At 71.4% G+C, this 26231-nt stretch carries 15 protein-coding genes and 1 tRNA gene; 7 read left to right on the top strand and 9 right to left on the bottom strand.

All coding sequences use genetic code 11. The features are described 5' to 3' along the window. Window positions 1-11: 11 nt before the first annotated feature. Window positions 12-2684, bottom strand: a complete 2673-nt coding sequence (locus IT371_14225; GenBank protein MCC6748812.1) for an insulinase family protein — start codon at window positions 2682-2684, stop codon at window positions 12-14. A 375-nt stretch (window positions 2685-3059) separates the two neighbouring features. Here IT371_14225 and IT371_14220 point away from each other — a divergent pair, with 375 nt between their 5' ends. Further along, window positions 3060-11099, top strand: coding sequence for a hypothetical protein (locus IT371_14220; GenBank protein ID MCC6748811.1), 8040 nt, complete (start codon window positions 3060-3062; stop codon window positions 11097-11099). A 19-nt stretch (window positions 11100-11118) separates the two neighbouring features. On the opposite strand, the gene IT371_14215 is transcribed toward IT371_14220, so the two are convergent. The 8 genes from IT371_14215 to IT371_14180 are packed head-to-tail and all read right to left on the bottom strand — an operon-like array spanning window position 11119 to window position 20028. Continuing rightward, complete coding sequence (locus IT371_14215) at window positions 11119-11862, bottom strand: class II aldolase/adducin family protein (GenBank protein MCC6748810.1); 744 nt, start codon at window positions 11860-11862, stop codon at window positions 11119-11121. Further along, complete coding sequence (locus IT371_14210) at window positions 11862-12134, bottom strand: EutN/CcmL family microcompartment protein (protein ID MCC6748809.1); 273 nt, start codon at window positions 12132-12134, stop codon at window positions 11862-11864. The genes IT371_14215 and IT371_14210 overlap by 1 nt, the downstream gene beginning before the upstream one ends. Further along, window positions 12131-12400 (bottom strand): EutN/CcmL family microcompartment protein, encoded by a 270-nt coding sequence (locus IT371_14205; protein MCC6748808.1) that lies wholly within the window; start codon window positions 12398-12400, stop codon window positions 12131-12133. The genes IT371_14210 and IT371_14205 overlap by 4 nt, the downstream gene beginning before the upstream one ends. Window positions 12401-12452: 52 nt before the next feature. Beyond that, window positions 12453-13466 carry a hypothetical protein gene (locus IT371_14200; GenBank protein MCC6748807.1) on the bottom strand — a complete coding sequence of 338 codons (1014 nt, stop codon included), beginning with the start codon at window positions 13464-13466 and terminating at the stop codon, window positions 12453-12455. Window positions 13467-13513: 47 nt separating this feature from the next. Next, window positions 13514-14395, bottom strand: a complete 882-nt coding sequence (locus tag IT371_14195; GenBank protein MCC6748806.1) for a 2-oxo acid dehydrogenase subunit E2 — start codon at window positions 14393-14395, stop codon at window positions 13514-13516. Between the two features lie 30 nt (window positions 14396-14425). Next, window positions 14426-15997: a hypothetical protein gene (locus IT371_14190; GenBank protein ID MCC6748805.1), complete on the bottom strand. Its 1572-nt coding sequence runs from the start codon at window positions 15995-15997 to the stop codon at window positions 14426-14428. Window positions 15998-16036: 39 nt separating this feature from the next. Beyond that, window positions 16037-17512, bottom strand: coding sequence for a hypothetical protein (locus IT371_14185; GenBank protein MCC6748804.1), 1476 nt, complete (start codon window positions 17510-17512; stop codon window positions 16037-16039). Next, on the bottom strand, window positions 17509-20028 hold the full coding sequence (locus IT371_14180; protein MCC6748803.1) for a 5'-nucleotidase C-terminal domain-containing protein: 2520 nt from the start codon (window positions 20026-20028) through the stop codon (window positions 17509-17511). The genes IT371_14185 and IT371_14180 overlap by 4 nt, the downstream gene beginning before the upstream one ends. A gap of 154 nt (window positions 20029-20182) precedes the next feature. Here IT371_14180 and IT371_14175 point away from each other — a divergent pair, with 154 nt between their 5' ends. The 6 genes from IT371_14175 (at window position 20183) to IT371_14150 (ending at window position 26194) form a co-directional block, all read left to right on the top strand. Continuing rightward, a complete protein-coding gene (locus tag IT371_14175; protein MCC6748802.1) occupies window positions 20183-21181 on the top strand; it encodes a hypothetical protein in 999 nt (332 codons plus the stop codon). Continuing rightward, complete coding sequence (locus IT371_14170) at window positions 21168-22316, top strand: hypothetical protein (GenBank protein MCC6748801.1); 1149 nt, start codon at window positions 21168-21170, stop codon at window positions 22314-22316. The genes IT371_14175 and IT371_14170 overlap by 14 nt, the downstream gene beginning before the upstream one ends. A 32-nt stretch (window positions 22317-22348) precedes the next feature. Further along, window positions 22349-23743, top strand: a complete 1395-nt coding sequence (gene pyk, locus IT371_14165) for a pyruvate kinase (protein MCC6748800.1) — start codon at window positions 22349-22351, stop codon at window positions 23741-23743. 76 nt (window positions 23744-23819) lie between these two features. Then, window positions 23820-23901: transfer RNA gene (locus tag IT371_14160), tRNA-Leu, on the top strand. A gap of 84 nt (window positions 23902-23985) precedes the next feature. Further along, entirely contained in the window at window positions 23986-24654 is a 669-nt protein-coding gene (locus IT371_14155; GenBank protein ID MCC6748799.1) for a CPBP family intramembrane metalloprotease, read from the top strand. Beyond that, window positions 24581-26194, top strand: coding sequence for a SpoIID/LytB domain-containing protein (locus tag IT371_14150; GenBank protein MCC6748798.1), 1614 nt, complete (start codon window positions 24581-24583; stop codon window positions 26192-26194). Before IT371_14155 ends, IT371_14150 begins: the two co-directional genes overlap by 74 nt. Window positions 26195-26231 lie beyond the last annotated feature (37 nt).

The raw sequence follows: 26231 nt of genomic DNA, 5'->3' as shown, positions 1-26231 counted from the left end.
GGCGACGCCCGTCACCGGCGGCGGCCCCCCTTCCGGACCCGTTTCGCGGCACGCGCCGGAACGACCGCGCTCTTGCTCGGCCCGGTCACCACGCCGGCCTGCCGCACGGGGCCCAAGCGCTTCTCCGCCGCAGGAGACATCTCCTCCGGCTTGATGAGGGCCACCACGCGCCCCCGCTCGTCGAGGTAGCGGCGGGCGGCGCGCCGCAGCTCTTCGGCGGTCACGGCTTGGATCCCGGCCGGGTAGTCGCGGTAAGCCCGATACCCCAGACCGTGCGCCTCGTGCAGCGCCAGGTGCGTGGCGAGGTTCGCCTTCCGCTGGAGCGAGATCTCGTGCACTCCCACGAGGTAGCGCTGGGCGCGCTTCAGCTCGGCGGCGGGCACGAGTTCCTCGCGCAGGCGCGCGACCTCGCGCTCGACCGCGCGCAGGGCGTCGGCCAGGTTCTCGGGGCTCATCGCCGCATACACGGCGACGTAGCCGGGGTCGATCCCCTCCTCGGAAAAGGCGTTCACCCGGTAGGCGATCCCCTTCCGGTCCCGAAGCTCGGCGTAGAGCCGACCGCCGCTTCCCCCGAGGATCTGGGTGAGCACCTCGAGCGTGAAGCGATCCCGATGGTCGAGCGTGGTGCCCGGATAGCCGACCGCCAGGTGCGCCTGCTCGCGGCGCAGATAGCTGACCGCCGTCTCGGGAGCGTGTCGACCGCTCTCCTTCGGCACGGCCACCTCCGGCGCCGCTCGGCGCGCCACCGCGCCGAAGAGCGTCTCGAACTTGCGAGCCACCTCGGCGGGATCGACGTCTCCCACCACGGCCAGGACGAGCTGGCTCGGGTGGTAGTGGCGGCGATAGTGTCGCGCGAGCTGGTCACGCCCGAGGCGCGAGATCGACCGCACCGTGCCGAGGGCGGGCAAGCGCAAGGGGTGCCGCCGAAACATCTTTCGCAGGAGCAGCTCGACGGTGAGCGCGCCGAGGTTCTCCTCGCGAGCGCGAACCTCGGCCAGCAGCTCACGCCTCTCGCGCTCCAGCTCCGCCTCGGGAAACGCCGGCGCGAGGAGGCAGTCGGAGAGGAGCTCGAGCGCCCGCTCCCAGTGCCGCGAGAGGACCTCCGCGCGCAGACCGAAGCTGTTCCTCCCCGCGTAGCCGCCGAGGTCCCCCGCCATCGCGTCGAAGGCCTCGCGGAGCTGGCTCGCCGAACGCGTCGCCGTACCGCGACCGAGGAGCTCTCCGAGCAGCGTCGTGATCCCGGCCGTCGCCTCGCTCTCGTAGCGCATCCCGCCCGCCCAGGCCGCGCGAAAGGCCACGAGAGGCGCGGTGCTGTCGCGGAGCACGACCAGACGCGCCCCGTTCGCCAGCGTCACCCGCGCGACGGGATCGGCGGAACGCACGTCCTTGGCTGCGGCCCGTGCCGCCGCGCCCCCGGCGTGCGTTGCGGCGGCCTCGAGCTCCGACACGAGCCGGGGCGTGCTCTTCGGACCGAGGACGGCCACGGTCAGTCGCTCGGGACGCAGGTAGCGCGACGCCACCGCGCGAAGTCCAGCTGGCGTGACGTGGGCCACTCGCCGCTGATACTCCTCGTCGAAAGTCAGGTCCCCGACCACGACCTGGAAGGTGCCCAGGCGACGGGCCAGTCCCTCCGCGGTCTCACGCTGGTAGACCGCGTCGCTCTCCACGACGGTCTGCGCTCGCTCCAGCTCGGCGGTCGGCACTTCCTCCCGCGCCAGGGCGAACACCTCGGAGCAGATGGCCCGCACGGCGTCCACGACTCGATCCGCCTCGGCGGTGGCGCCGATGACGAGCAGCCCCGGGTTCCGCGGCGTGAAGGCATACGCGTAGACGCTCGAAACGAGCTGCTGCTCGCGCTGCACCTTGCGGACGAGCCGCGAGCGCTCCCCCTGACCGAGGAGGATGGCCGCGAGGTCCAGCGCGGGCGTGTCCGGATCCTTCAAGGGCGGAACGTGGAACGCGAGCGAGAAGTGCACCTCGCGCTGCGCTCTCGCGCGCACCGCCACCCGGAGTCGCCGCTGCTCCGGCTCCTCGGCCCGTACGACCCGCTCGGGAGCCGCGCCGCCTGGACGCCCGAAGAGCCTGCGCACGCGCGCCAGTGCGCTCTTGGCCTCGAAGTCGCCCACCAGCACGAGGGTCATGTTGGCCGGGGTGTAGTGCCGGCGATGAAACGCCGCCACCTCCCTCGCGGTCAGCTTGCGAAGCTGCTCGGCCCGGCCGATCACCGGGAGACGGTAGGGGTGGCGTCGAAAGGCCGTCGCGAAGAGCTCCTGGGAAAGGACCCGCCCCGGGGCGTCCTCTCCCTCCTTGATCTCCTCGAGAATGACCTTCAGCTCCTTGTCCAGCGCCTCGGCATCGATCCGCGCGTCGAGAACCGCGTCGGCCAGCACCTCGAGCCCCTTGCCGAAGAAGCGGCTCGCCATCACCACGTGAAAGACGGTCTGGTCGAAGGAGGTCCAGGCGTTGAAATCGCCCCCCGCGGCTTCGATCTCGCGGGCCGCGTCTCCGGCCGCGCGCCGTTTCGTGCCCTTGAAGACCATGTGCTCGAGCACGTGAGCCAGGCCCGAGGGCCCGTCGCCCGCGTCGGCGCTCCCCACGTTGACCCAGACCTGCGCCGCGACAACGGGAGCCCCCCGACTCTCGAGCAGGACCACGCGCAAGCCGTTGTCCAGGGTTCGGAGCACGGGCGCGGACCTCCTGTTCGGCGCGTCTGTCGGCGTCGCGCGTCCGAGGAAGCAGCCGCTCTGTCCGACGAGCAGCACCCCGGCGACGAAACCGACTCTGCGACATCGGCCTCCCCGGAGGCCGCGCGCTGCCTCGCGCGCTCCCTCCTCGGGCGACCGTTCTGACGACGCTCTCACCCTCACCGCGCTCATGAGTGCCACAGGGCTCTGACGCCCGTCAATCCACCGCGCGGGGCACCGTTCGTTGCGCCACGAGAAAATCGCGTGATAAAGTTGTCCTTCTCCGTCGTCGACGCGGTCCCCCTTCGCTGGTCGCTCGCCAGGCGTGGGGCGTCCTCGAGGTGGACGCGGCCGGCAGCGGGCGGAGCAGGTCTCGTGAATCCCAGCATCGAACAGCACCTCGCCGTGTTTCGTCGCGACCCGAGCGACGCCGATGCCTTCGGGGCGCTCCGCCGCTACTACCAGGCGCAGAACCTCCTCTCCGAGCTCGGCGCGCTCTACGAACGCCACGCGGCCCACCTGCGCGAAGGCACGGCGGCGGCGGACCTCCTGTGGCGTGCGGCCGAGGTCTACCAGCGCGGCGAGGATCTCGAGGCCGAGCTGCGCGCTCTCCGGAAGGCCACGCTCTTCGACCGGGGTCACCGACGGGCGCTCGAGCGCCTGCGCCAGCTCGCCGAGCAACGCGAGCGGTGGGCCGAGCTGGTGTGGATCCTCCAGCTCGAGATCGAGGCGCTGATGGAGGCTGGCCTGGAGGTGAAGCGCCAGGCGCGGCTCGAACACCAGCTCGCCGAGATCTGGGAGCACCGCTACGGGCGCCTCGACCGGGCGATCGTGCACTATCAGCGGGCGTTCAAGGCCGACCCGCAGCAGGTCGCAGCCGTCGAGGCCGGTCGCCGCATCTACGCCGCCACGGGGCAGTGGAAGATCGTGGCTCAGCTCTACCAGGTGGAGCTGGCCACGACGACCGACGCCCGACGCCGCGTGGAGCTGCTCACGGAGATCGCGACGATCCACCGCCACAAGCTGGGCGACCTCGAGGGCGCCGCGAAAAGCTACGCCGAGGCGGTGCAGCTCCGCCCCGGAGACGAACCCCTGATGGAGGACCTGGCGGAGATCTACGCCTCGCCGGAGTGGCCGCTGCCCGGCGGGCTGGACCAGGCGGCGAACCTCCTGCTCCAGGTAGCTCAGCGGCGCTACGCCCGCGGCGACCGCGACGGGGCTATCGGCTACCTGCGCCGGGCGCTCGGGGCCGACCCCGACAATCCCGCGGCCGCCTCCCGCCTGGAGCGCGCCTACGAGGAGTCGAATCGGTGGGAGGAGCTGGACCGGCTCTACCGGCAACGGCTGGCCACCGCCACCACGGTCGAGGCGGCGGAGCTGCAGATGCGTCGCGCCGAGCTCCTCGAGAGGAAGCTCGGCGACCGCCAGGGGGCGAAGGCCTGCTACGAGGCGATCCTCGCGCACGAGCCCCTCGGAGGCCCGGCCTCCTCGCGCCTCAAGGAGCTCTACCGAGCCGACGGCGACCACGCCAAGCTCCTCGGGCTTCTCCGTGGTTCGCTCGACGCTCTCCAGGATCGCGCTCAGAAGGCGCGCGTGATGCTCGAGATGGCGCAGCTCCACCGCGACGCGCTCGACGAACCCGACCGAGCGGCGGAGCTCCTGCACGAGGTGCTCCAGCTCGAGCCCGGCAACCGCAAGGCCCACGACGCCTATCAGAGCTACTTCCGGGAGAAGGGCGACCACCGCAATCTCGCCGAGCTGCTCCGGTTCGCCGCGCAGTGGGCCGCCGAGCACAAGGCCCCGGCCGTCGAGGTCTGCGCCCGCCTGGAGGAGCTCGCGGAGGTCTGCGAGCGCGACCTCGGGGACCTCCCCGGAGCCCTCGAGGCCTGGCAGCAGCTCGCTCACCTTCACCCGGATCAGCAGCGCTCGGCGGGCGCAGTGCACCGGCTGGCGGCCAGGCTCCAAGCCTGGCACGCGCAAGCCGTGGCTCTGCAGCGCGAGGCGGCCGGCGCCGTCTCCCCGGCTCACCGCCTGCAGGCGCTCCGGCGTCTGGCACAGGCCCACTGGGAACGGCAGGTCGACCCGCTCGGAGCGATCGCCGTGCTGCGCGAAATCCTGCAGCTCGCACCCGACGACGAGCAGGCGCTCGCCCTCCTCGCCGCGCTCTACGAGCGCGAGGGCGACCTCCCCGCGCTGGCGGCGACGCTGAAGCAGCAGCTCGAGGGTCTCTTGCCGAGGCCCGACCGCATCGCCGCGCTCCGCCGGCTCGCAGAGCTCTCCACGGGCCCCCTCGACCGTCCGAAGGACGCCATCTGGGCCTACGGGCACCTCCTCGAGCTGGCCCCGCACGACCAGCAGGCTCTCGACCGCCTGCAGGGCTTGCTCGAACGCTCGGACGACTGGCCGCAGCTCGTTCGCGTTCTAGAATATAGGCTCCAAATGGCCCGGACGGAGCTCGAGAGGGTCGAGTCCATCCGCGCCCTGGCCCGGCTCACCGACACCCGGCTCGAGGATCTCCGACGCGCCACGGCCTACTGGGAGGACGTGGTCACGCTCGCCCCGGGCGACGCGGAGGCGCTCGCCGCGCTCTGCCGACTCTACGCGGCGACCGGGGAACCCGAAGCTCTCATCCGCTCCCTCCGGAGCCGACTTGCGCTCTGTCCCGAGCTCGGCACCGCCGAGCGAGCAGCGCTCCTCAAGCAGCTCGCCACCGTCGCCGAGAACCAGCTCGACGCACGCGACGTCGCGATAGACGCCTACGAACAGCTCTCGCGGCTCCTCCCCGCCGATCGGGGCGCCCTCGACGCTCTGGCGCGCCTTTACGGACAGCAGGGACGCCTGCCGCAGCTCGCCGAGATCGTCGGTCGGCAGCTCGACCTGGCCGATGACGAGGAGGAGAAGCTCGCCCTCGCCTTTCGCCAAGTGGACCTCCTCGAGGAGAAGCTCGGCGAGCCCGAGGCCGCGGAGCACGTCTACCTGCGCATCCTCGACACCATCGCTCCCGGCGACGAGGAGGCCCACCGCCGGTTGAAGCAGCTCTATCTGCGCCGCGGCGACTGGCACAAGGCGGTCGAGATCGCCGAGCGCGAGCTCTTCCTCACCCCGGTCACCGCCGAGAACGCCGGCGACCGGCTTCGCCTGGCCCTCGAGATCGCGGCCCTCTGGCAGGACAAGCTGGCCGACGAGCAAGCCGCCACGCTCGCCTACGAGCGCGTCCTGCTCGTCAGCGCGGACCACCCCCAGGCGCTCCTGGCCCTGAGGCGCCTGTATCACCGCGTCGGGGCGCCGACGAAGCTCCTCGAGCTCGCCACCGCGATCTACGCGGCGCTGCCGGAGGGGCGCGAGCGACTCGTCCTGCTCATCGAACTGGCGCAGCTCTGCGAGCAGCAACTCTCCGACCCCGACCGCGCCTTCGAGTGGTATCGGCGGGCCTTCGACCTCTTCCCCGAGGACCAGTCGACGCTCCCGCAGCTCGAGCGCCTCGCGCAGGCGCACGAGCTCTGGGAGGAACTCTACGCCGTCTACACGGAGGGGCGGCGACGCGCCGCAGAGCCCGAGCTCGTGCTCTCGCTCTCGCAGCGCATGGCCAAGGTCGCCGAGGAGCGGCTGGGGGACCCGGCCCTCGCCTTCCAGGCCTACCTGCAGGCCCTCGCCTCCGACCCCGACGTGGAGGTTCTCCTGCCGGAGCTCGAGCGCCTCGCCGAACCCGCCGGCCAGCAGAGCGAGCTCGCCGCCGTCTACGAACGCATCCAGGGGACCGGGCGGTCGCGGGATCAGCGCATCGCCTCCCTCCACCGGCTCGCGGAGCTGGCGGAGACGGCGCTCGGCGACCCGCACAAGGCGCAGGAAGCCCTCGTCCAGCTCTACGCACTCGACCCGGAGCCGGAGATTCTCTTCGACATCGAGCGCCTCGCCGCGCAGACCCACCACTTCGAACCGGTCCTGGCCCTGCACCGGCAACGCCTCGAACACACCGCAGCTGCCGGGAGCCGCCTCGAGATCCTCAAGCATCTGGCCTGGCTCCACGAGGGTCGGCTCAAGGACCCGCACCACGCCTTCCTGACCCTCCTCGAGGGGCTGGCGCTCGATCTGGACGACCCGGAGCTGCGACCCGAGCTCTTTCGCCTCGCGCGCTTGCTCGCCACCGCTCCCGCCCCGGCGGCGCCCTTCGCCCCGCCGGGCCCGCTGGTCATCGCACCCTCCCGGCCCGAGCGCCCGGAGAACACGCTCGAGGTGGAGGACGAGGAGATCCTCGAACTCGACCCCTCCCTCGCGGAATCACAGCCCGAGATTCCGGTGCTTCGCACCTCGCCGCCCCCCATGCCGGCGCCCCCGCCCCTCCCTCCGGAAAGCGAGGGATCGTTCGTCATCGCCACGTCGCGCCCCCGGCGGGAGGACAGCACCGTGGAGCTCTCGGGCTCGGAGGTCGTCGAGGTCGGACGTGTCATGGCGCGTTTGCGCGGCGCCGACGGTCGCGCGCCCACGAGCCCTGCCCCCAAGACCGAGGCGGCCGCGTCCCGCGAGGTGGCCCCCTTCGATCCATGGCTCCGCTGGGCCCAGGCCTACCGCCAGCTGCCGGCGCCCGACCGCGCGGCTCGACGCAGGCACCTCTGGGCCGAAGCCGCGCTCTGGGAGGAGGGCCCGAATAACGCAGACCGGGCCTTCTCGGCGCTCACCGAGGCGGCCCTCCTCGAGGTGGAGCACCCCGAGGCGGAGGAGCGCCTCGTCGCGCTCGCCCAGCGCGCCGACCGACCGGATCGCCTGGTCGAGGCCTACCACCGGCTGCTCGACCACGCGGCCGAGGCCCCCGTCCTGCTGCGCCTGCACCTGCATCTGGGAACGCTCCTCGCCGAGCACGGCAACCCCGCCGCCGAGACGCACTTCGCCGCCGCCCTGGCGCTCGACGTGACGAACCGGGAGGCCGCGCAGCGGCTGCGCCAGCTCCTGCAACAGCAGGGGCAATGGGCCAAGCTCGCCGCGCACAACGAGCGGCAGCTCGAAGCGCTCCGACCGCAGCTCACCGCGGGAGAACGGGCGGCCCGGCTACGGGAGCTCGCGGACCTCTACGAGTACGAACTCGACCTCTCCTTCGAGGCGGCCGAAGCGCTTTCCCGTCTCACCATCGAGGATCCGCAGGACCATCGCAGTCGCACGCGTCTCGCGAACCTCTACGAGAAGCTCGGGCTCTGGCCCCGCCTCATCGAGGTCCTCGAGACGCTCCTGGCTCGTCCCGGCGACCGCGAGACCCAGGTGCACACGGGTCTGAGGCTGGCCCGCACCTTCGAGGTGGAGCTGGAGCTGCCGGACCGAGCCATCTCGGCCTACGAACGGGTCCTCGAGCTCGACCCCGCCGAGCCCGAAGCGCTCGAGGCGTTGACGCGGCTCTTCGCCAAGCACGACCACCCCCAGGAGCTGCTCGCCATCCTGCGCAAACGAACGGTGATCGTCGAGCACGACGAGGCGCAGCTCCGCCCGCTGCTGGTGCAGCTGGCCCGCGCGCTCGAGGAGAGCGGCCAGGCGGCGGAGGCCGCGACGCTCCTCCAGCGCGCGCGCGAGATGGGCCCTCTCGATGCCGACGTCGAGGAAGGGCTGGCTCGGGTGCTCGTCCGCGCGGGGCAGGCCGACGGCGCGATCCGCTTGCTTCGAGACCAGGTCGAGCGAGCGCGCCTCGAAGGTCGGCCCTCTACCGACGTCGCCGCGCTCCTCGTACGGCTGGCTCGCCTGCAGGCGGCGCAGCTCAGAGAGCCCGCCGCGGCGCGTGTGACCCTCGAGGAGGCGCTCGCCGCATCTCCGGGCCACGAGGAGGCGCTCCTCGAGCTCAGCAAGCTGGCCCAGCGGGAAGAGCGCTGGCCGGACTACGTGGAGCTCGAGCTCGAGCTGGCCGAGCGCACGAGCGACCTCTCCCTTGCGGTCGATCGGCTCCTCCGTGCCGCCGCCGTCCTGCAGGCCGCCGGGGACTCGAGCGGCGCCGTGCGGCTCTTCGAGCGCGTCCTCGTGCTCGACGGGCGAAACGCGACCGCCGTCGACGCGCTCCTCGCCCTCTGCGGAGAGCTATCGGACCGGCGCGAGCAGCTCTTGCTCCTGCGTCGCGACCTCTCGCACGACGCTTCCGAGCGCGCGCGCCTGACGACCGAGCTCGCGGCGCTCGTTCGTGCGCGGGGGGCGGAGCCCGCCGAGGTCGCGGGACTCCTGCAGCAGGCTCTCGAACATTCGCCCGACTGCGTCCCGGCCCTCGACGCGCTCTCGGACCTCTACCTCTCCCTCGGCCGCGTCGAGGCCGCGCGCGGCGTCCTCGAGGGCGCGATCCGACGGCTCGAGGGAACCGCCACCGGTCGCACGGCGGGTCCCCTCTACTATCGCCTCGGGGACCTGTTCGAGCGCATGGGTCGGGCGGAGGAGGGCTACACCCACCTCATGGAGGCGCTGCGGCTCCAGCCGCGAAACCTGCTGCTGCGCCTCGCCGTGGGCCAGAATCGCTTTCGCGCGCATCGCTGGCGGGAAGCCCTCCGCCACCTGCGGGAGGCGCTCGAGCACCCGGAGGCCGCGGTCCACGGCCCCGTCGCCGCGGAGGCGCTCTACTGCGCGGGGCAGTGCGAGCGGCGGCTGCGTCGGCCGGAGCGCGCCCTCCCCTACTTCGAGGCGGCGGTGGCTCTCTTCGAAGACCACGTTCCGTCGCTCAAGGAGCTGGCCAACGCCGCGCTCGAGGCGGGGCAGGTCGCGAAGGCGGCAGCCCTCATGCGCCGCGTCGCGCTGGCGACCACGGAACGCGCCGAACGGCAGCGACTCCTCCGCTCACTCGCCACGCTCTACCTCGCGCGGCTAGAGGACCGGCGGCAGGCCGCCGAGTGCTACGTGAGAGTGCTCGCCGAGCTGCACCCCGACGACCCGGGCCGCACCGAGTGTCTGGAGGAGATGCTCCCCACGCTCCGCGACGCGGGCGAGCACTCCGCCGCGGCCCGCGTGGCGGCCGCCCTCGCTGCGGCGCTGGAGGAGATCGCGCGGCGCGTGGCCCTGCTCCTCGTGGCCGCGAGCGAGCACGACGCCGGAGGAGAGTTCGCGGAGGCCGACGCGCGACGCCGGGCCGCGCTCGAGCTCGACCCCACCTGTACCGAGGCGGCCGAGGGCCTCTGCCGGGGGCTGCAGGCGCAGGGGCGGCACGCGGCGGTGGTCGAGCTCCTCACCTCGCACCTCGCAGCGCTTCCCCCGGTGCGAACCCCCGAGCAACGGCGACTCCGCGCCCAGCTCTACGAGGCCCTCGGGCGGGCGCACCGCGCGCAGGGCCAGACGGCGCACGCCATCTGGGCCCTCGAGAAGGCCGTGCAGCTCGAGGAGGACGCGGGGCTGCGGCAGGAGCTCCTCGTGCTCTACGAGCTCCACCCCGAGCGGGCGGCCGAGGCCCTGGCCAACCACCGCGCCCTCGCCCGCGACGTGGAGCGCATCGAGTCCTTGCGGGCGGTGGCCCGCGCCTCGGAGGACTCGGCTCCCTACCGCGCGTACTGCATCTACCAGGTGCTGCGCGCGATGGACCAGCTCGACGAGGCGGGCGAGCGCTTCCTCACCGGGTTCGTGCCCAAGGACCTCGACGTGAACGTGCCGTACCCGGGAGAGCTCCCCGAGGCCGAGCGGCGGGCCCTCGTCGCGCTCCCCGGGCTCGCGGACATGCGCGAGGTCTTCGTCACGCTCTGGGAGGCTGGGCCGGCGCTCCTCGCGCGGCAGCTCGCAGACTTCGGTCTCGACCCCGCGAGCCGCGTCTCTCCCGTCGCCGACCACGACCTAGCGAAGGTCTTCTCCGCTGCGGCGCGAGCGCTCGGCATCAGGCAGACCGCGCTGCACATCGGTCCGGACGACGAGAAGTCCACCCGCGTCCTTGCCGTCGCACCGCCGGTGCTCGTGGTGACGCCCCAGGTCGCGCAAGCCTTCTCCGTCGGCGAGCTGCGCTTCGTCCTCGGACGTGCGCTCGAGCTGAGCCAGTCCGCCTGCGTGCTCGCCGCCGCGCTTCCCCGCGCCGAGCTGGCCCAGCTCCTCGCCTCGGTGCTGCGCGCCTTCCATCCGCGGCACGTGAAGCACAAGGCGCCCACGCTGGAGGCCCGCGTGCAGGCCGAGGAGCTGAAGCGAGCCTTGCCCTACAAGGTGGCGCGCAAGCTCGGCGACCTCTTCCGCGAGCGCCCCGACCTCGCCTTCGACACCGGGGCCTACCGCACGGCCCTCGGCCTGACGGCCAACCGCGTGGGACTCGTGCTCTCGGGGGACCTGTCGCTCGCCCTGAGGCAGCTCGCGCAGGAGGAGCCCGCGCTCGCGGGGCGCCCGGTCTACCCGGATCAGCTCCGGGCCTCTTTCGCCGTGCGGGACCTGCTGACCTTCGCCGCGAGCGAGGAGTACTACCTCTGCCGGGCCAAGCTGGGTCTGGCGGACTGAGCGTTCTAGAAGGCTCGCGCTATTTCAGGACGCGCCGAATCTCGTCGTCGACGCGCCGCTTGAGCGCCGCGGGGTCTGCCGTCTGCGCCGCCGTCGAACTCCCCGCGGCACGCGCCGCCGGCCCGAGCCCCGCCCGCGTCCGGGCCGCCAGGAGCGGCTCGAGGAGCTGCGCAGGGAGCGCCTGGATCCCGCCGAGCTGATGCGCCACGAGCGCCACCTTCGCCAGGTGTTCCACGAGCTCCATCCGGAGATAGGCCTGCTCCAGGTCGACGCCGCAGCAGAGGGCCCCGTTGCCGGCCAAAAGCAGCGCGTCGTATTCCGTGACGTAGCCCGAGAGCACCTGCGCGGCCTCGCTCCCCGGCGCCGTGAGGGGCACCGTCGGAACCTCGGGGCCCAGGCTGACCACCGCTTCGGGGAGAAACGGCCGATCGAGCCCCACCCCCGCCACGCCGAATCCCGTGGCCGTGGGCGGATGCGCGTGGAGCACGGCCTGCACGTCCGGCCTCCCGTGGTAGTAGGCCAGGTGCAGCCCGAGCTCCGAGAAGGGTCGCCCCTTTCCCGAGAGCACCTTGCCCGACGCATCCACGACCAGCATCGCCTCGGCGGAGAGCCCCCCCTTCGAGACCCCCGTAGGGGTGCAGAGCAGGCGCTCTCGCGGCAGGCGGAGCGAGAGGTTCCCGTCGTGGTTGGCCACCCACCCTCGCTCCCAGACCCGGTGCGAGAAGGCGGCGAGCTGTTGCCGGAGCTGAAGTTCGCTCTGCATCAGACGCTCGCGTCCACCCGGTCCACGATCCCCACGATCACCGACCGGACCGGCAGGACCTTGGCCTGGAAGAGCTGCCGGGCCCCGTTCCCTTCCGAGAGGACGAGGACGGTGTCCCCCTCACCCGCCTGGACCCGGTCCACGGCCAGAAAGCTCTGCCCCTGCTCGACGCCGCGCTCGTCCACCGGCTGCACCACGAGGAGCTTCTGCCCGGCGTAGGCCGGGTGCTTCGCGGTGGCGACCACCGTGCCGGCGACCCGACAGATCTTCACCGCTTCACCGCCAGCTGATCCACGATGCCGATGATCGCCGCGTCTACCGGCACGAAGGTGTTCTCCAGCGCCTGGGCCGCCTCCCGCGACTGGGTCAGGTAGACGAGCTCGCCCGGTCCCGCCCGCACGGTGTCCACGGCCACGAGCGGCTCGCCCGTCGGCTCTTGCCGGTGGTTCAGGGGCTGCACCACGAGGAGCTTCTGCCCCTCGAGGCCCTGGTACTTCTGCTCGGCGACCACCGTGCCGATCACCCGTCCGAGATACACGCTTGGCTCCTCGACGAAACGATCCAGGTATACGGCGCCCCCGCCCCTCGCGTCAATTGCTCGCCTCCGACGGGCAGGAGCCCGGCGTGCAGCGCACCGTCTTGCGCTTGGCTCCCCTCCGATAGAGGACGTCGGTGCACTTGTTCTCTGGATCGGCGTGGTGCGTGCAACCCTCCCGCCACCATCCATCCTTGTCCCCCCGTACGTACCGGCCGCGCTGCGTCTCCTCCCCGTGCACACCGTGGGTCGTGCACCAGCCGTGCTTCTCGTCCGCGTCGTAGTCGCAGACCTCCGACTCCTCCCCGGTGTCCTTGTCGTAGGTCGTCCAGGTGCCCGCCTTCTGGTCCTTCTCGTAGCCGCCGAGCTCCTCCGGCCTGCCGTCCGCCCGATAGCGCCCGTAGTAGCCGTGCTTCTCGCCGCTGGGCCGCTCGCACCACTCCTCGCGCTCGCCGCTATCTTCTTTCTGCCGCTTGAAGCGCGTGCCCATCGGACACGGCGGCCGCCCATCCAGGCTGCCCACCCGAAACTCCGGAACCGCCCTGTCGAGCGCTCCCGCGGCGAGTGCCCCGAGCAGCCGGAGCTCCGAAACGCAGATCTCCCGCCACCGGCGCTCCGTCCCCGCGACGACCTCGACGATCTCGAAGCGCCACTCGCGTGCGGTCCCCTTGACGGGCAGGCGCTGCAGCCCACGCTGCTCGATGTCGAGGGTGAGCTCCCCGACGGGCCGGCCATCGGCCACCACGCGCAGTCGCTTGATGCGGTAGTTGCCGAGGAAGAGGTCTCGCTTCCCCTTATTCGACGCGAAGCCGGCAGTGAGCTCGACCGCGCTCACACGCCTCGGCCCAGGGAGCCGCACGGCGACCCACGCCCCTGCGAGGTCGCCGCTCCGTCCGTTCCAGGCCGTGTCGAGCGCCCCGTCCACGAGCTGCCGCGGGTGGATCCGAGGGTTGCTCACCGCCGATGAGACGGCGATCACCACGCCCTTCTCGCTCCGCAGCAGGTCCACCTCGCCGCGTGGCGATCCCTTCTCCGCTCCGGCGAGCCGGGCGCAGGCGAGAACGATCATCGCCGCCCCGACACACCAAGACACCCGCCCCCCGAGCCCGCGCACCATCATCCGCGCGAGCCCTCCGTCCCCGCCGCCGGCAACGGGACCTCGGTCGGGATCGCCCCGTACATCTCCTCAGGGTGCTCGAGCCACTGCCGGAGCGTCCGCGCCATCACGGCGGCGTGATAGCCGTCGATGAAGCGGTGGTCGAAGGTCGCGTTCACCTTCATGACCTTGCGAATCACGACCGCCCCGTCCTCGACGACGGGGTGCTCGCGCACCGCCCCGGTGGCGAGCAGGATCGGCACCCGCGAGTAGGGCACGAGCGGCGCGTAGGCCATGTCCAGCCCGAGGCTGCCGATGTTGGTGATCATCACCGAACCGAACGGGTCCTTCGGAATGCCCGCCCACCGCAGGTCGAGGTTGAGCGCGTAGGCCAGAAAGCTCACCGAGCGGAGGAAGAAGTTCAGCAGCAGGCTGGGGATGAAGCGCACGAGCCCGCGACCGCGCTCGAGCTCGGGGTCGGTGCGCTGTCGCACCGCCGCCACCTTGCGCTCGGTCTCATCCACGATCTCGAGCAGGTTCTTGTCCGCCGCGTCCTGGATCGTCACCCCGGAGAGGTCGATCTTGTCCTCTCCCTCGTCGGTCATCGCCACCTGCATGAAGATGCCGATGCGCTTGCGCAGGTAGATCTTGTTGAACCGCAGGATGGCGTTGGCGTCGGGCATGCGCCGGAGCGTCTCCGCGACCGCGCGCGCCAGCAGGTGCGTGACGGTGAGCCGACGGCCGGTGGCCTCGCGAAAGGCCTCGATGTAGGCCACCGCGCGATCCATCGTCACTTCGATGGTTCCGTAGACGGAGGGGTCGTAGGCGGTCCGCCAGGTGCCGATGGCCATGCGCCTGAAGATCGAGACGTGACGTTTCGGCTCGAGCTCCAGGTTCGGCATGCCCCGACCTCCCTCCCGCCGGCGCCCCCGCTAGAAGCGAGCCTGCGCCGTGATTCCCGCGCCGAAGCGCAGCGCGTCGTCGAAGATACGCGTCTTGGACAGGTCCGGATTGATGCGCAGGACGCTCGCGTTGTTGTCCAGGGTGATGAAGGCGAAGCCCACCAGCGTCAGGATCGACGAGGCGTGCCAGCGGAGCGACACGCGGCTCTGCACGAGCGGAACCCGGGACTCCCCCTCCGGCAGGATGTCCGGCCGCCCGTTCGCGCGGATCACGATCGTGTTCTCGCCGATCACGGTCCGCGGAGCGTTCGAGCCCACGGCCTGAGCCGTCAGCTGCGTCTTCACTGCCGCGGGGAGCTCTACCCCGAACTGCACCCCCGGGGTGAGCCCGAGGCGCGCAAAGTGATAGTCCACCGAGAGCGCCCCGAAGATCTGCGGCGAGACCTCCGCGTCCTTCGGGAAGGACTGGAAGGGGACGAAGCTCGGCGTCTCCAGCAGAATGAACTGCAGGCTGCGATAGACGCCCGTCAGGTTCACCCGCAGGTACTTCCACTGCAGGCGCGCGTCGAGCGCGCCCGCGGTGGCCCACTGCACCGTCGTGGCGCCGTAGCGGTCGGGGTCGGCCAGGGTCTGCGCGATCGCGTTGGCCTCGAACGCCACGCGCCAGCTGACTCCGCCCGCCGGGTTGTAGGTCGGGCGCGTGCCCAGCTGCTCGATGAACTCCGGGTCGTTGCGCAGCAGCCTCAGGTCCGAGGAGAGCCCGACCTTCAAGCCGCGCCCGTAGGCCACACGCGCCGAGAAGCCCGTGGCGGTCACCAGCTCTCCCGCCACGTCCTTGATCGGATTCTCGGCCATCTGAATGTGGGCGCCGGAGAGGTCGATGCTCAGCCCGTCGATCGGCTGGACTCCGACCCCGGCCAGGGCGCTATAGAAGGTCTCCAGCTCCTCGGTGGTAATCGTCAGGCCCTGCTCGTCCTTGGACTCGCGCGGCGCCGTCGACGCGGGGACGAACTTCATCCCGCCCCACCAGTAGAACCGGCCGTGATTGCCGCCGAGCTTGAAGCCGGGGCTCAGCCGCCCCTTGCGCCTCGGGAACATGTCCGTGCCCCCCCACGTCAGGTCGTAGAGGTAGCCCACGCGGAAGCGGTCGCCGGAGAGGGGGAAGAGGACCAGGTCCACGAAGCGCGTCCCCAGCTTGCCCGGGTCGAGCGCGTACATCAGGCGGATGTACGAGCTGTCGTCCTGAAAGACCTTGTTCACCCGCGGGTCCTGCTGCTGGAGCTCCGCGAAGTCGATGCGCAGCGCGCCGGCGGCCTCGGTGAAGAGCCCGGGGAGGATCCCTTCCACCTTCTTGTAGAGCACGAGGCGCAGCTGGTTCTCGCGACCGGAGGTGGCGAGGTCCAGGTTGTCGAAGGAGAGCTCGTACCCCTCGCGGTCGCCGATCCCGAGCTTGGGGCTGTCCGGCACCTGCTGCCCCGCTCGCTTGAGAAAGTTGTCGTCACCGATGGTGAAGGTGATGCGGGAGTCGATGAAGTCTCCGCCCCAGGCGGGCCCCGCAACGAAAAGGACGGCAGCTACTAGAACAGATATTCGCATATACATGGAGAGCCTCAACATCCGTCGCCTCGTCGGATCGCCGGGTCAGTTCTTGCAGTCAGGGCAGTCGGTCTGACGACGGGGCTCCAGGACCCAGGCCGGGCGGCCAAAGCCCAGGTGCCGGATGGTGCCCACCAGCCGACCGATCTTCTTGCCCAGCGCCTTGCTCGGATCGAAGTTGGGCAGCGCGCCCTTCGAGACGATGGCCAGCTCGCGCCGGGTCCCCTCGCCATCCTCGAAGCTCACCGTCCACTGGTTGTAACGCACGAAGGATTCCTTGACCTGGCAGCCGGGGTCGTCCCCGCACGCGTTCGAGCACTGCTCCTCGGCAGGGTCCGAGAAGTCGATGTTGGCGTTGCCGTTCTGGTCGCACGCCCTGACCTCGCTCATGATCGTGACGTCCGAGAGCTGCACCAGCGCCGATTCGAAGCGCTCGGTCTGCATCGTCCGGGCGTCCCAGACCGAGATCGGCTTGCCCCCCTCCTCCACCATGAGCTTGGTCAGCTCCACGGGAGTGTTCGCCAGCGTGCCGACCGAGCGCCGGCACGCGTCGGCCGCCGCGCCGTTCTGCGCCGTGACCGTGGCCGGGCAGCTCGTGAGGCCGGCCGCGCGCGCCTTGGCGGCGCAGAAGGCATAGTCCCCCTTCTTCCAGGTGGGCTTCCCGAGCTCGGTGTAGTTGAAGAACTCGTCGATCGTGCCGTCGATCTGCACCAGGCAGTCCCCCTCCTGGATGTTCATCGGCGTGCTGAAGTTGAAGGCGAAGACGTGCCGATAGGAGAGGCTGGCCGCGTCGGCAACCCACTTGGCACCGTCCCAGGTCACCCCGTCGAAGTCGCTCAGGTAAAGGCCGTCTACCGAGAGACGGGTCACGAGCAGGAAGCCGGCGTCCACGGTCACCCGCTGGCGCCACAACGGTGACGAGTCGCCGCCGCGACCCAGTCCGGCGGGCTTCTGCACGTCGGCCAGGCGCGGATTGGCGAAGAAGATCTCCTCGCTCGCGCCCGTGGCCCCCGCCCCGCCGGCTTCGCTCTGATCGTTGGGATAGAAGCACCCCCGATCATCCGCGGCGTCGATGTAGCCGTCGCCGTCGTCGTCCCGCCCGTTGTTGCACTGGGCCTTCGCCGCGTCGGTGAGCCGCGGATCGTAGCCCTGCTCGGTGGCAACGAGCCGCACCGGGCCGTAGGCCAGCTTGAGCGCCAGCTTGACGTTGTCGGCCTTGCCCCCCGCGAGCCTGACCGCGGCGGGAGAGGGATCGAGACTGCCCGAGGGGCGAGCCGCGATCACCACCCAGCCGTTGAAGTTCGGGTCCGGGGCGCCGGAGCCGTCGGGCCTCAGCGCCTCGACCCGCACGGTGAACTCCTTGGCCTCGAGCGAGAAAGGAATCGGGCGCTCGGGAGTCCCCTTCTCGGGGCTTCCCACGAGGGTGACCTTGAAGGCCCCCACCCGGGGCTGGTCCGGGACCTCGCAGCCGGCGGCCTGCAGGGCGAGGAGTCCGAGCAGCAGAGACTGGCGTCGCGTCATTCCGGCCACGGCTCGTAGGGGTCGGGGGAACCGCTCCCCTCTTTGAAGACTCGTTGCTGTCGCGCATCCTCCTGCGCGTTGATGCAGGGGAGCGTCACGCAGCGGAGCGCCGCCCGAACCCGGCCGAGCGCCTCGCACTGCGGCACGTTCTTGGCTTTGAACTGCGAGCACTCCTTCACCTGGCGATAGGCCAGGCCGTTACAGCTCCCCTTGGCCTGCGAGCAGTCGTCGGTGCAGCTCAGGTAGTTCGCGAGGCCCGCCTTCTCGAGCGCGTCCTTCGTCGCCGCCGAGCGATCCGCGAGGCGCTTGCGCAACGCCGCGTAGGCTGCGTTGACCCCCTTCCAGTCGCCCGCCTGCGCCCGATCCTCCAGCGCGTAGAGCTCTCCCTCCTCTTCCGGCTTGAGGACGAACTCGCGCTTTCCTCCCGCCGCGGCGTTGAACTTCGGCTTCTCCGCGCAGCTCGACATGGTGAGGATGTAGTCGGCCGCCGCCTGCCGCAGCGAGATGCCGAGGTTCTTCTGCGTCGTGTTCCGCTCGAGGACCTGGAAGCCGCTCCCCCCCTTCGCGATGTAGTCGTTGGTCGCCATACGATACGACCGGCTGCAGCTGATCGGCATCCAGCAGCGACGCTTCCCGGCGTGCGCGGGGTCGGGGTGCCGCTGCCCGGTGCAGATCTCGCCGGTCTTCTCGGGCTGGCAGTCCTTGTCTTCGAGGCACGGGCGCCCGGTGCCGCCGACGGTGACCCGCTGCGCGCACGCCTCGCCGTTGTACGGCACGCGGACGCATTCGTTGCCCCCCTTGCCCGGACACCCGCCGCAGTTCAGCACGGCCGTGACGCCCGCCACCTGGGCCTGCGACTGGCAGCCTCGATTCGTCGAGCGCTGGGTGATGAAGTCCATCAACTCCTGAACCTCGGCCCCCGAGAGGTACATCACGGTGATCGTGTTCTCGAACGGGAAGACGTTCGTGAGCTGTTCGCGATCGACCGGCCCCATCACCACGTCGGAGCGAATGCCGAGCGAGTTGGTCACCGAGAAGTCGGCCCAGACCTGGTTGCGGGTCTGCATCGCGTCGGCCACGAGGTTTCCGAGCTGGCTATCGCCCGACCCGGCGCCGAAGCGGCGGATGCGATTGGCCGAGTAGCCGAGCACCTCCGTCATGCGCTGCTGGCGATTCAGCTCGAGGAGGTACGGCTCCATCAGCCGCAACATCTTCGGGTCGTCCTTCAGCGTCGCGTCGACCGGGATCAGGCGGAAGCTGTGCGCGATGACCTCCCAGTCGTTGCGGCCGTCGTCGGCGCCGGCGCAGCGGCGCGGCCGCTTCTTGAGGCACCGGCCGTTGGCGTCCGTCTCGGCACAGACCTCGCGCTGCTCCAGCCGCGTGCACTGCCGCACGGTGACCTGCAGACGACCGACGTACTTCAGGAAGGCGCCCGAGTGGACCAGCAGCACGTTGCGCGGATGACACCCGCGCTTCTCGAGGATCGCGATGTCCCCGTCGAGCTCGGCTCGTCGCTTGGCGAACTGGGCGCTCTCCTCGAGCTGCTTGCAGCTCTCCTCGGCCTCCTTGCGACAGGCGGCCTGGCAGTCGGCCACTTCTTTCGGCGTGGCCTTCGCATCGCACGTGTTCTTCGACTGGCAGCCGCGCTCGGCCTCCTGCAGCTTCTCGGGGGTGTTGCAGCTGTAGCGGTCCTTCTCGCGCCGGAGCTTGGCGATGTCGCAGTCCTGGATCACGTTCGGGGGGTTCAGCGCGATGTGGAGGTGGCCGCCGAAGACGATGTCCACCCCCTCGGTGCGCGGGATGTAGTCGATGTCCTCGTGGTAGCCGATGTGCCCCACCACGACGACGAGGTCCACCTGCGGGCGCAGGAAGTCCACGTAGGACTGGAGCACCTCGCGCGTCGAGAGGGGCGTGATGCCGAGGGTGTTCTTGCCCTTGAAGACGCCGCGCATGGCGCTCGTGTTGCCGAGGCCGATCACCCCGACGCGCAGGCCGCGCAGATTCAGGATCGTGTAGGGCTGGGCGATCTGGGCCGTCGCGGCCTGGCCGAGGAGCTTCGAATCCTCGAGAAGATAGTTGGCGGCGACGAGCGGGAAGTTGGCGAAGGTGGTGGCCTTCTCGACGAGCGGCGTGGCGCCGTTGTCGAACTCGTGGTTGCCGATGGCCATCACGTCGACGCCCATGTTGGTGAGCGCCTTGAACTCGGGCTCGCCGCCGAAGGCGTTGAAGATCGGCGCGCCCTGGAAGACGTCGCCGGTGTCGACGTAGGCGAAGCGCAGGTTGTTCTGGCGCTCCTGCCGCACGATGGCGCTGAGACGCGCGATCCCGCCGAAGGGGGCGTTGCGCTGGTCCATCCCGAGCTGCTTGTCCGTCTCCCCCACGTCCATGTCGTAGGGGATCAGCCGCGAGTGGATGTCGCCGCTGTGCACGAAGACGAGCTCGACGTCCTGGCCTTCGAGGTCGTAGCCCTCGGGGCGCACGGTGCACCCGGCGGCCGCCGCGAGAACCGTCGCCATCGCGCAGAGGGGAAGAACGAGATCTGGCCGACAAGCGGGGGTGCAGCGCATCTACCGAGTCCGCGCGGTGAGGGTGCCGATTCTTACCACCGGGTGGCGTCGACGGCGCAAGCAAAAAATGACATTCTGCGCGGCGTTCGTGCGGAGAGAACGGATGACGGCGCGACTGCACCTCGTGACCGGCAAGGGCGGCGTCGGGAAATCCTCCGTGACGGCGGCGCTGGCGCTGGTGCTGGCCCGCGGCGGACGACGCGTGCTCGCCGTGGAGGTCTTTCCGTCGAAGGGGCTGGCGCGCGCGCTCGGCGCCTCACCGAGCGCGGCGGGAGAGCTCGTGCCGCTCACCGCGCTCGTCGACGGAGGAGCTGGAGCGCTCTTCTTGGCCTCCTTCGACGGCGAGGCCGCGCTCGGGGAGTACCTCGAGCGGCGTTTGCATCTGCCGCGCCTGCTCGCGCGCATCTTTCGGCACCGCCTCTATCGCGCCTTCGTGGCCGCCGCGCCCGGCCTGAAGGAGCTCATGCTCGTGGGGAAGCTCCGCGACGCGCTCGTGCATCGCCCGTCCGGCGAGGCGCAGCCCTGGGACGCCCTGGTCGTGGACCTCGGCGCTACGGGTCAGGGGGTCGCGGCGCTCCGCATGCCGCTCGCTGCGCTCGAAGGCTTCGGCGGCGGACGCGGGCTGGTGGAGCGCGAAAGCGAGCGGCTACTCGCTTTCCTGCGCGATCCCGAGCAGACCGCCGTGCACGTCCTCGCCCTCCCCGAGGAGCTCCCCCTGGCCGAGGCTCGGAGCCTCGTCTCGAGCCTGCGCGACGAGCTCGGGCTGCCCCTCGGTCAGCTCTACGTGAACCAGTGCCGGCCTCCCGTACCCGCCTCGGTCCCTCGCCTTCTCGACGCTCTGTCGCGGACCGCGGCAGGTCTCGGCGGGCCTGACAGCGCGGCGGGCGAGGACCTGCGACTGGCCGCCCTGCGCGCCCTCGGCTGGACCCGCCTGCAGGAGGAGGGGATCGCCCGGCTCGAGCGCGAGAGCGGCGTGCGCGCCGTGCGTCTGCCGCGTCTGCCACCCGAGGGGAGCCCGCGCGCGGTGGTGTACGGCCTCGCGGAGGCCATCGCCGCCGAGGACTGCGAACGCGCTCGAAGGTCGGCCGGTGTCGGCAACTGAGCTCCTCGCCGCCGAACGGGTGGCGATCTGCCTCGGAACGGGAGGCGTGGGAAAGACCACCCTGGCGGCCGCGCTGGGCCTGTCCGCCGCGCTTCACGGCCGCCCGGCCACGGTGCTGACCATCGATCCGGCCCGCCAGCTCGCGCGAGCTCTCGGCCTCTCGCATCTGCCACCCACGCCCACGCTCGTGCCGGCCGGGCACTTCACCCCGGCGGGCCTCGCCCTGAAGGCGCCCCTTCACGCGGCGATGCTGGCGGCGGAGCCCGCCTGGGACGCGTTCGTGCGGCGCCACGCGCCTTATCCCGAGGCCGCCGAGACGCTCCTCGCGAACCCCTTCTACCGGCGGCTGACCCGCTCCTTCGCCGGAGCCCTCGAGTACGCCACGATGGACGCGCTCGTCAGCCTGTGCGCCTCCGCCCCGCCCGATGAGCTGATCGTCGTGGACACCCCCCCGTCGAGCCACGCGGTGGCCTTCCTGCAGGCCCCGCGACGCATCGACGCGCTCTTCGCGCAGCCGATCGCCCGGTGGGCCCGGCGCCTCCTCGGACCGGCGTCGGGCGAGGCCGATCCACGACGACGCGGGCCTCGGTTGGCCCAGCGCCTCCGGGAAGCCACGGGGGCGCGGGCGCTGGCCGACGTGGCGCACTTCTTCGAGTCCCTCGAGCCGCTGGTCGGCGCGGTTCGGAGACGCAGCGCGGAGCTCGAGGCGCTCTTCGGCCACCCCCGGACCGCCTTCCTCCTCGTGACCTCGGCCGTGGAGGCGCAACCCGAGGAGCGTGGGCAGCTCGTGGCGGCGCTCGAGCAGGCCGGCGGAAGGCTACAGGCCCTCATCGTCAACCGCGCCCACCCGCTCCCTCACGCCGGCCCGACGCCGGAGGCGCGAGCCCGGGTCGAGGACCTCCTCGGCTCCCTCGCGGCAAGCTGCGACGCACCCGACGGCCTCACCTGGCTCCGCTCCACCTACGAGGACGCCTGGCAGCGCGCGAAGGCCGAGGCCAGGAGCTGGCAGGAGGCGAGCGAGGCGCTCCCGCCGGGCCTGGCGCGGATCGTGGTCCCCGAGCTCGACCGAGACGTCCACGCCCCGCACGAGCTGGCCCTCCTCGTGAGTTGCCTGAGCGGGCCGTCGAACGCGTGATCTCTACGGGGCGCGAGAGTAGAGTCTCCCTCATGCGTCGCACGAAGATCGTCTGCACTCTGGGGCCCGCCTCGCACGACGAGGCGATCGTCGCGGCTCTCATCCGCGCCGGGATGAACGTCGCGCGGCTCAACTTCTCCCACGGCAGCCACGACGACCACCGCCGGGTCTACGAGACCGTGCGGCGCGTGGCCGCCGAGCTCGGCGCCGCCGTGGCGGTGATGCAGGACCTGCAGGGCCCGAAGCTCCGCCTCGGTCGCCTGCCGGGGGGCCCGATCACGCTGGAGGTGGGGGAGCTCGTCCCCCTCGTGCTCGCCGAACAGACCGACGAGCCGAGGAGCCTGCCCTGCCCCCACCCGCACCTCGCAGAGGACCTGTCACTCGGGTGCCGCGTGCTGCTCGACGACGGACGCCTCGAGCTCGTGCTCGAGAGCAAGGAAGCGGGTCGCCTCCTCTGCCGCGTCCGCGTCGGGGGCGAGGTGTCGGACCGCAAGGGGGTCAACCTGCCGGGGGCGCGGCTCTCGATCCCGGCGGTGACGGAGAAGGACCGGCGGGACCTGGCCTTCGGGCGCGCTCTCGGCGTGGACTTCGTGGCCCTCTCCTTCGTGCGAGGACCCGAGGACGTCCGCGCCGCGCAGGAAGCCGCGCCGGAGCTTCCCCTGCTGGCCAAGATCGAGAAGCCCGAAGGTGTGGCGCGCTTCGGCGAGATCTTGCCGCTCGTGCACGGGGTGCTCGTGGCGCGCGGCGACCTCGGCGTCGAGATGGGGCCGGAGCAGGTGCCGCTTCTGCAGAAGCGACTCATCGAGGAGGCCAACGCCTGCGGCAAGCTGGTGGTCACCGCCACCGAGATGCTGGACAGCATGCAGGAGCGCTCGCGCCCCACCCGCGCGGAAGTCTCGGACGTGGCGAACGCCGTCCTCGACGGCTCGGACGCCGTGATGCTCTCGGGCGAAACGGCCCGCGGGCGCTACCCGGTGGAGGCGGTGCGCACGATGGACCGCGTGATCCGCGAGACGGAAGGCTCGGCGCGCTTTCGCGGTCGGCCCAGCCCCAGCTCGCTCGGCTACCGCGAGGCTACCTCGGCCATCGCGCGCGCGGCCGTGAGCGCGGCGGAGGAGCTCTCGGCGCGCTGTATCGTGGTCCTCACGAGCGGCGGGGCGACGGTCGAGCTCCTGTCGGAGTACCGGCCGAAGGTCCCGATCCTGGCGCTGACCGCGGACGAGGGCCTCTGCCGGCGCCTGGCCTTCGAGTGGGGCGTCCTCCCCCGCCGGCTGGCGACGCCGCCGACCAGCGTCGAGGAGGCCGTGGCCGCCATGAGCGATGCCGCTCGCTCCGCCGGACTCGCAAGCCCGGGCGACCCGGTGGTGCTGGTCATGGGCTCGCACCCCGGAGGAGCGAGCGACCTCATCAAGGCGCACTACGTGTAGTGGCGCCACCGACGATCGCAATTGACAGGTCATCTCGCCGGCGCTACTAAGAGGTGGGCGCCGCAAGGTGCCCGTTGCGAGGATGGCGGAACTGGTAGACGCACTAGCTTGAGGTGCTAGCGGGGCGACCTGTGGGGGTTCGAATCCCCCTCCTCGCACCCCTCCGTTGGCGGGGTGTTCTTTTCGAACTCATCTCACGGCGCACCGCCCGGCGGTCGGCCCGGGTCGAGGAGATGAGCCCCATGCCGAACCGGCGCATCCTCGTCCTCAGTGTCCTCTTCTATCTCGGCCTGGCCGCGGCGGCCCTCCTCTGGGCGACGCTCGCCTCTCGCCCGCTCTGGCTCCTCGAACCCCGAGGCGGTCGGCCGGCGCTGCTGCTCGCGGGCCTGGCCGGCGGGGTGGCCCTCGGGCTCCTCACGGTAGCGATGAGCCGCGTCTCGGTAGCGCGCACCGCGTGGGGCAGAGAGCTCTACGTCTGGTTCGGCAACGTCCTCGGTCCTCTCGGCTCGGGAGAGGCCGCGCTCCTCGCCGCGCTCTCCTCCGTCGGAGAGGAGCTCCTCTTTCGCGGCGCGATGCAGCCCGCTCTCGGACTCGTGCCCACGAGCCTCGTCTTCGCCGGGCTCCACCTGCCCCCGCGGCTCGCGCTCTGGCCCTGGACCGCCTCGGCGGCGCTTCTCGGCCTCGCGATGGGGCTCCTCGCCGAGCGCACCGCGAGCCTCGTCGGCCCCGTCGCGGCGCACTTCCTCATCAACTGGCTGAATCTCAGCCACGTGGGGCGTCTCGCGCGAGAAGCGCAAAATTTGCCCGCCCCGGACGCGGCTCCTAGCATCGACCCCGATGCGCCATCCATGGATCGTGGGGCTCCTGCTCGCGATGTCGACGACGAGCCGGGCGGACGAGCTGAGCCGTAGCGACAAGCTGCGGCTGCTCTACAGCAACCAGCTCTCCTTCGACCGGCGCGGCGTCCCCCTCATCACCATCGGCATAGCCGACGGCCAGCGCGAGGCCGTCATCGAGAGCACGACCCCCATCCGCCTGCTCCCCGACGGCGAGGACGGCTCGGAGGTCCAGGTGGGGAAGCGGTGGCGCGTGACCCTCTCCGAGGCCAAGGCGGCCGAGATCGAGCACTACGCGGTGCTGGCGCGCGAAGGTCCCTCGGGCCTCGAACGGCTGACCGCCCAGCTCAAGACCTGGCAGGGCCGCGGCGTGCGCTGCCGCATCCTCGAGGTGGGCACGATCTTCGGCGTGCGCGGCAAGGTCTACGACAACCGCGCCTACATCCTGGCCGACGGACCGTATCGCACCGAGGCCGAGGCCACCGCCACGGCGGAGCGCCACGCGACGCGCTATGGAGTGACCCCGATCGACGTCCTCGCGCAGCTCAAGACCCGTCCCTCGGGGAGGCTCGAGGCCGCCGACGAGCAGGGGACGACGCGCGTGCGGGTGCGGGACGCGCTCTGGCTCGCACCGACGGGGAAGGGGCTGCTCGGCCTGCGTCTCGGCCGCGCCCCGGCCGCGGCCTACTGGGGCCAGATCTATGTGACCGTGGATCGCAACGGACGCCTCGCGGTGGTCAACGCCGTGCCGGCCGACAAGCTCCTCGCGGGTCTGGTCCCGGCGGAGATTTTCCCGACGGCCCCGAAAGCGGCGCTCATGGCGCAGGCGGTGGCAGCCCGCGGAGACCTGATGGCCAAGCTCGGGACGCGGCACCTCGTGGACCCGTTTCGCATCTGCGCGCGGCAGCACTGCCAGGTCTATCGCGGCGCCGGCCACGAGCACCCCCACACGACCGACGCCGTGCAGAAGACCGAGGGCCAGGTGCTTGTGCGCCCCGACGCGAGCCTCGTGAACACCGTCTATCACGCGGCATGCGGGGGCCACACCGAGGACAACGATCGCGTCTGGCCCGTGCGTGCGGACGCGCACCTCAGGGGACACCTCGACGGAGACGCGAAGGGCAGCCCCTTCGGCGGCGGGATTACCGAGGAGAACCTCTCCGCCTGGCTCGCCACGCGCCCGCGCACGCACTGCGGCGGGAGCACCTACAACCAGGAGAAATACCGCTGGACCGTGCGCCTCCCGCTCGAGGAGCTGACCCGCCTCGTGCAGGCGCTCGGGGTCGGGCCCGTGCGCGCGATCCAGGTGCTCGAGCGCGGGCGCTCGGGGCGGGCGCGACGGGTGCGCGTGGAAGGGGCGCTCGGGCGCAAGGAGGTGCGCGGCGAGCTGACCATCCGCCAGCTCTTCGGCGGGCTACGCAGCTCGATGTTCGTCGTGACGCCGGAGCGGGACGCCGGCGGGCGCGTGCTCGCCTTCGTCTTCAAAGGGGGTGGCTGGGGCCACGGCGTCGGTATGTGCCAGACGGGGGCCACCGGCATGGCCCGCTCGGGGCGCCCCTTCGCGGAAATCCTGCGCCACTACTACCCCGGCAGCGAGCTGGTTCGCCTCTATTGAGAAGGGCGCCGGAGGGCCTCGCACGGACCGGGCCCAC

The organism is Deltaproteobacteria bacterium (genome assembly GCA_020848905.1).
GTDB lineage: Bacteria > Myxococcota_A > Polyangia.
The sequence above is the reverse complement of the archived record's forward strand: the minus strand, read 5'-3'. Positions and strand labels throughout refer to the sequence as shown.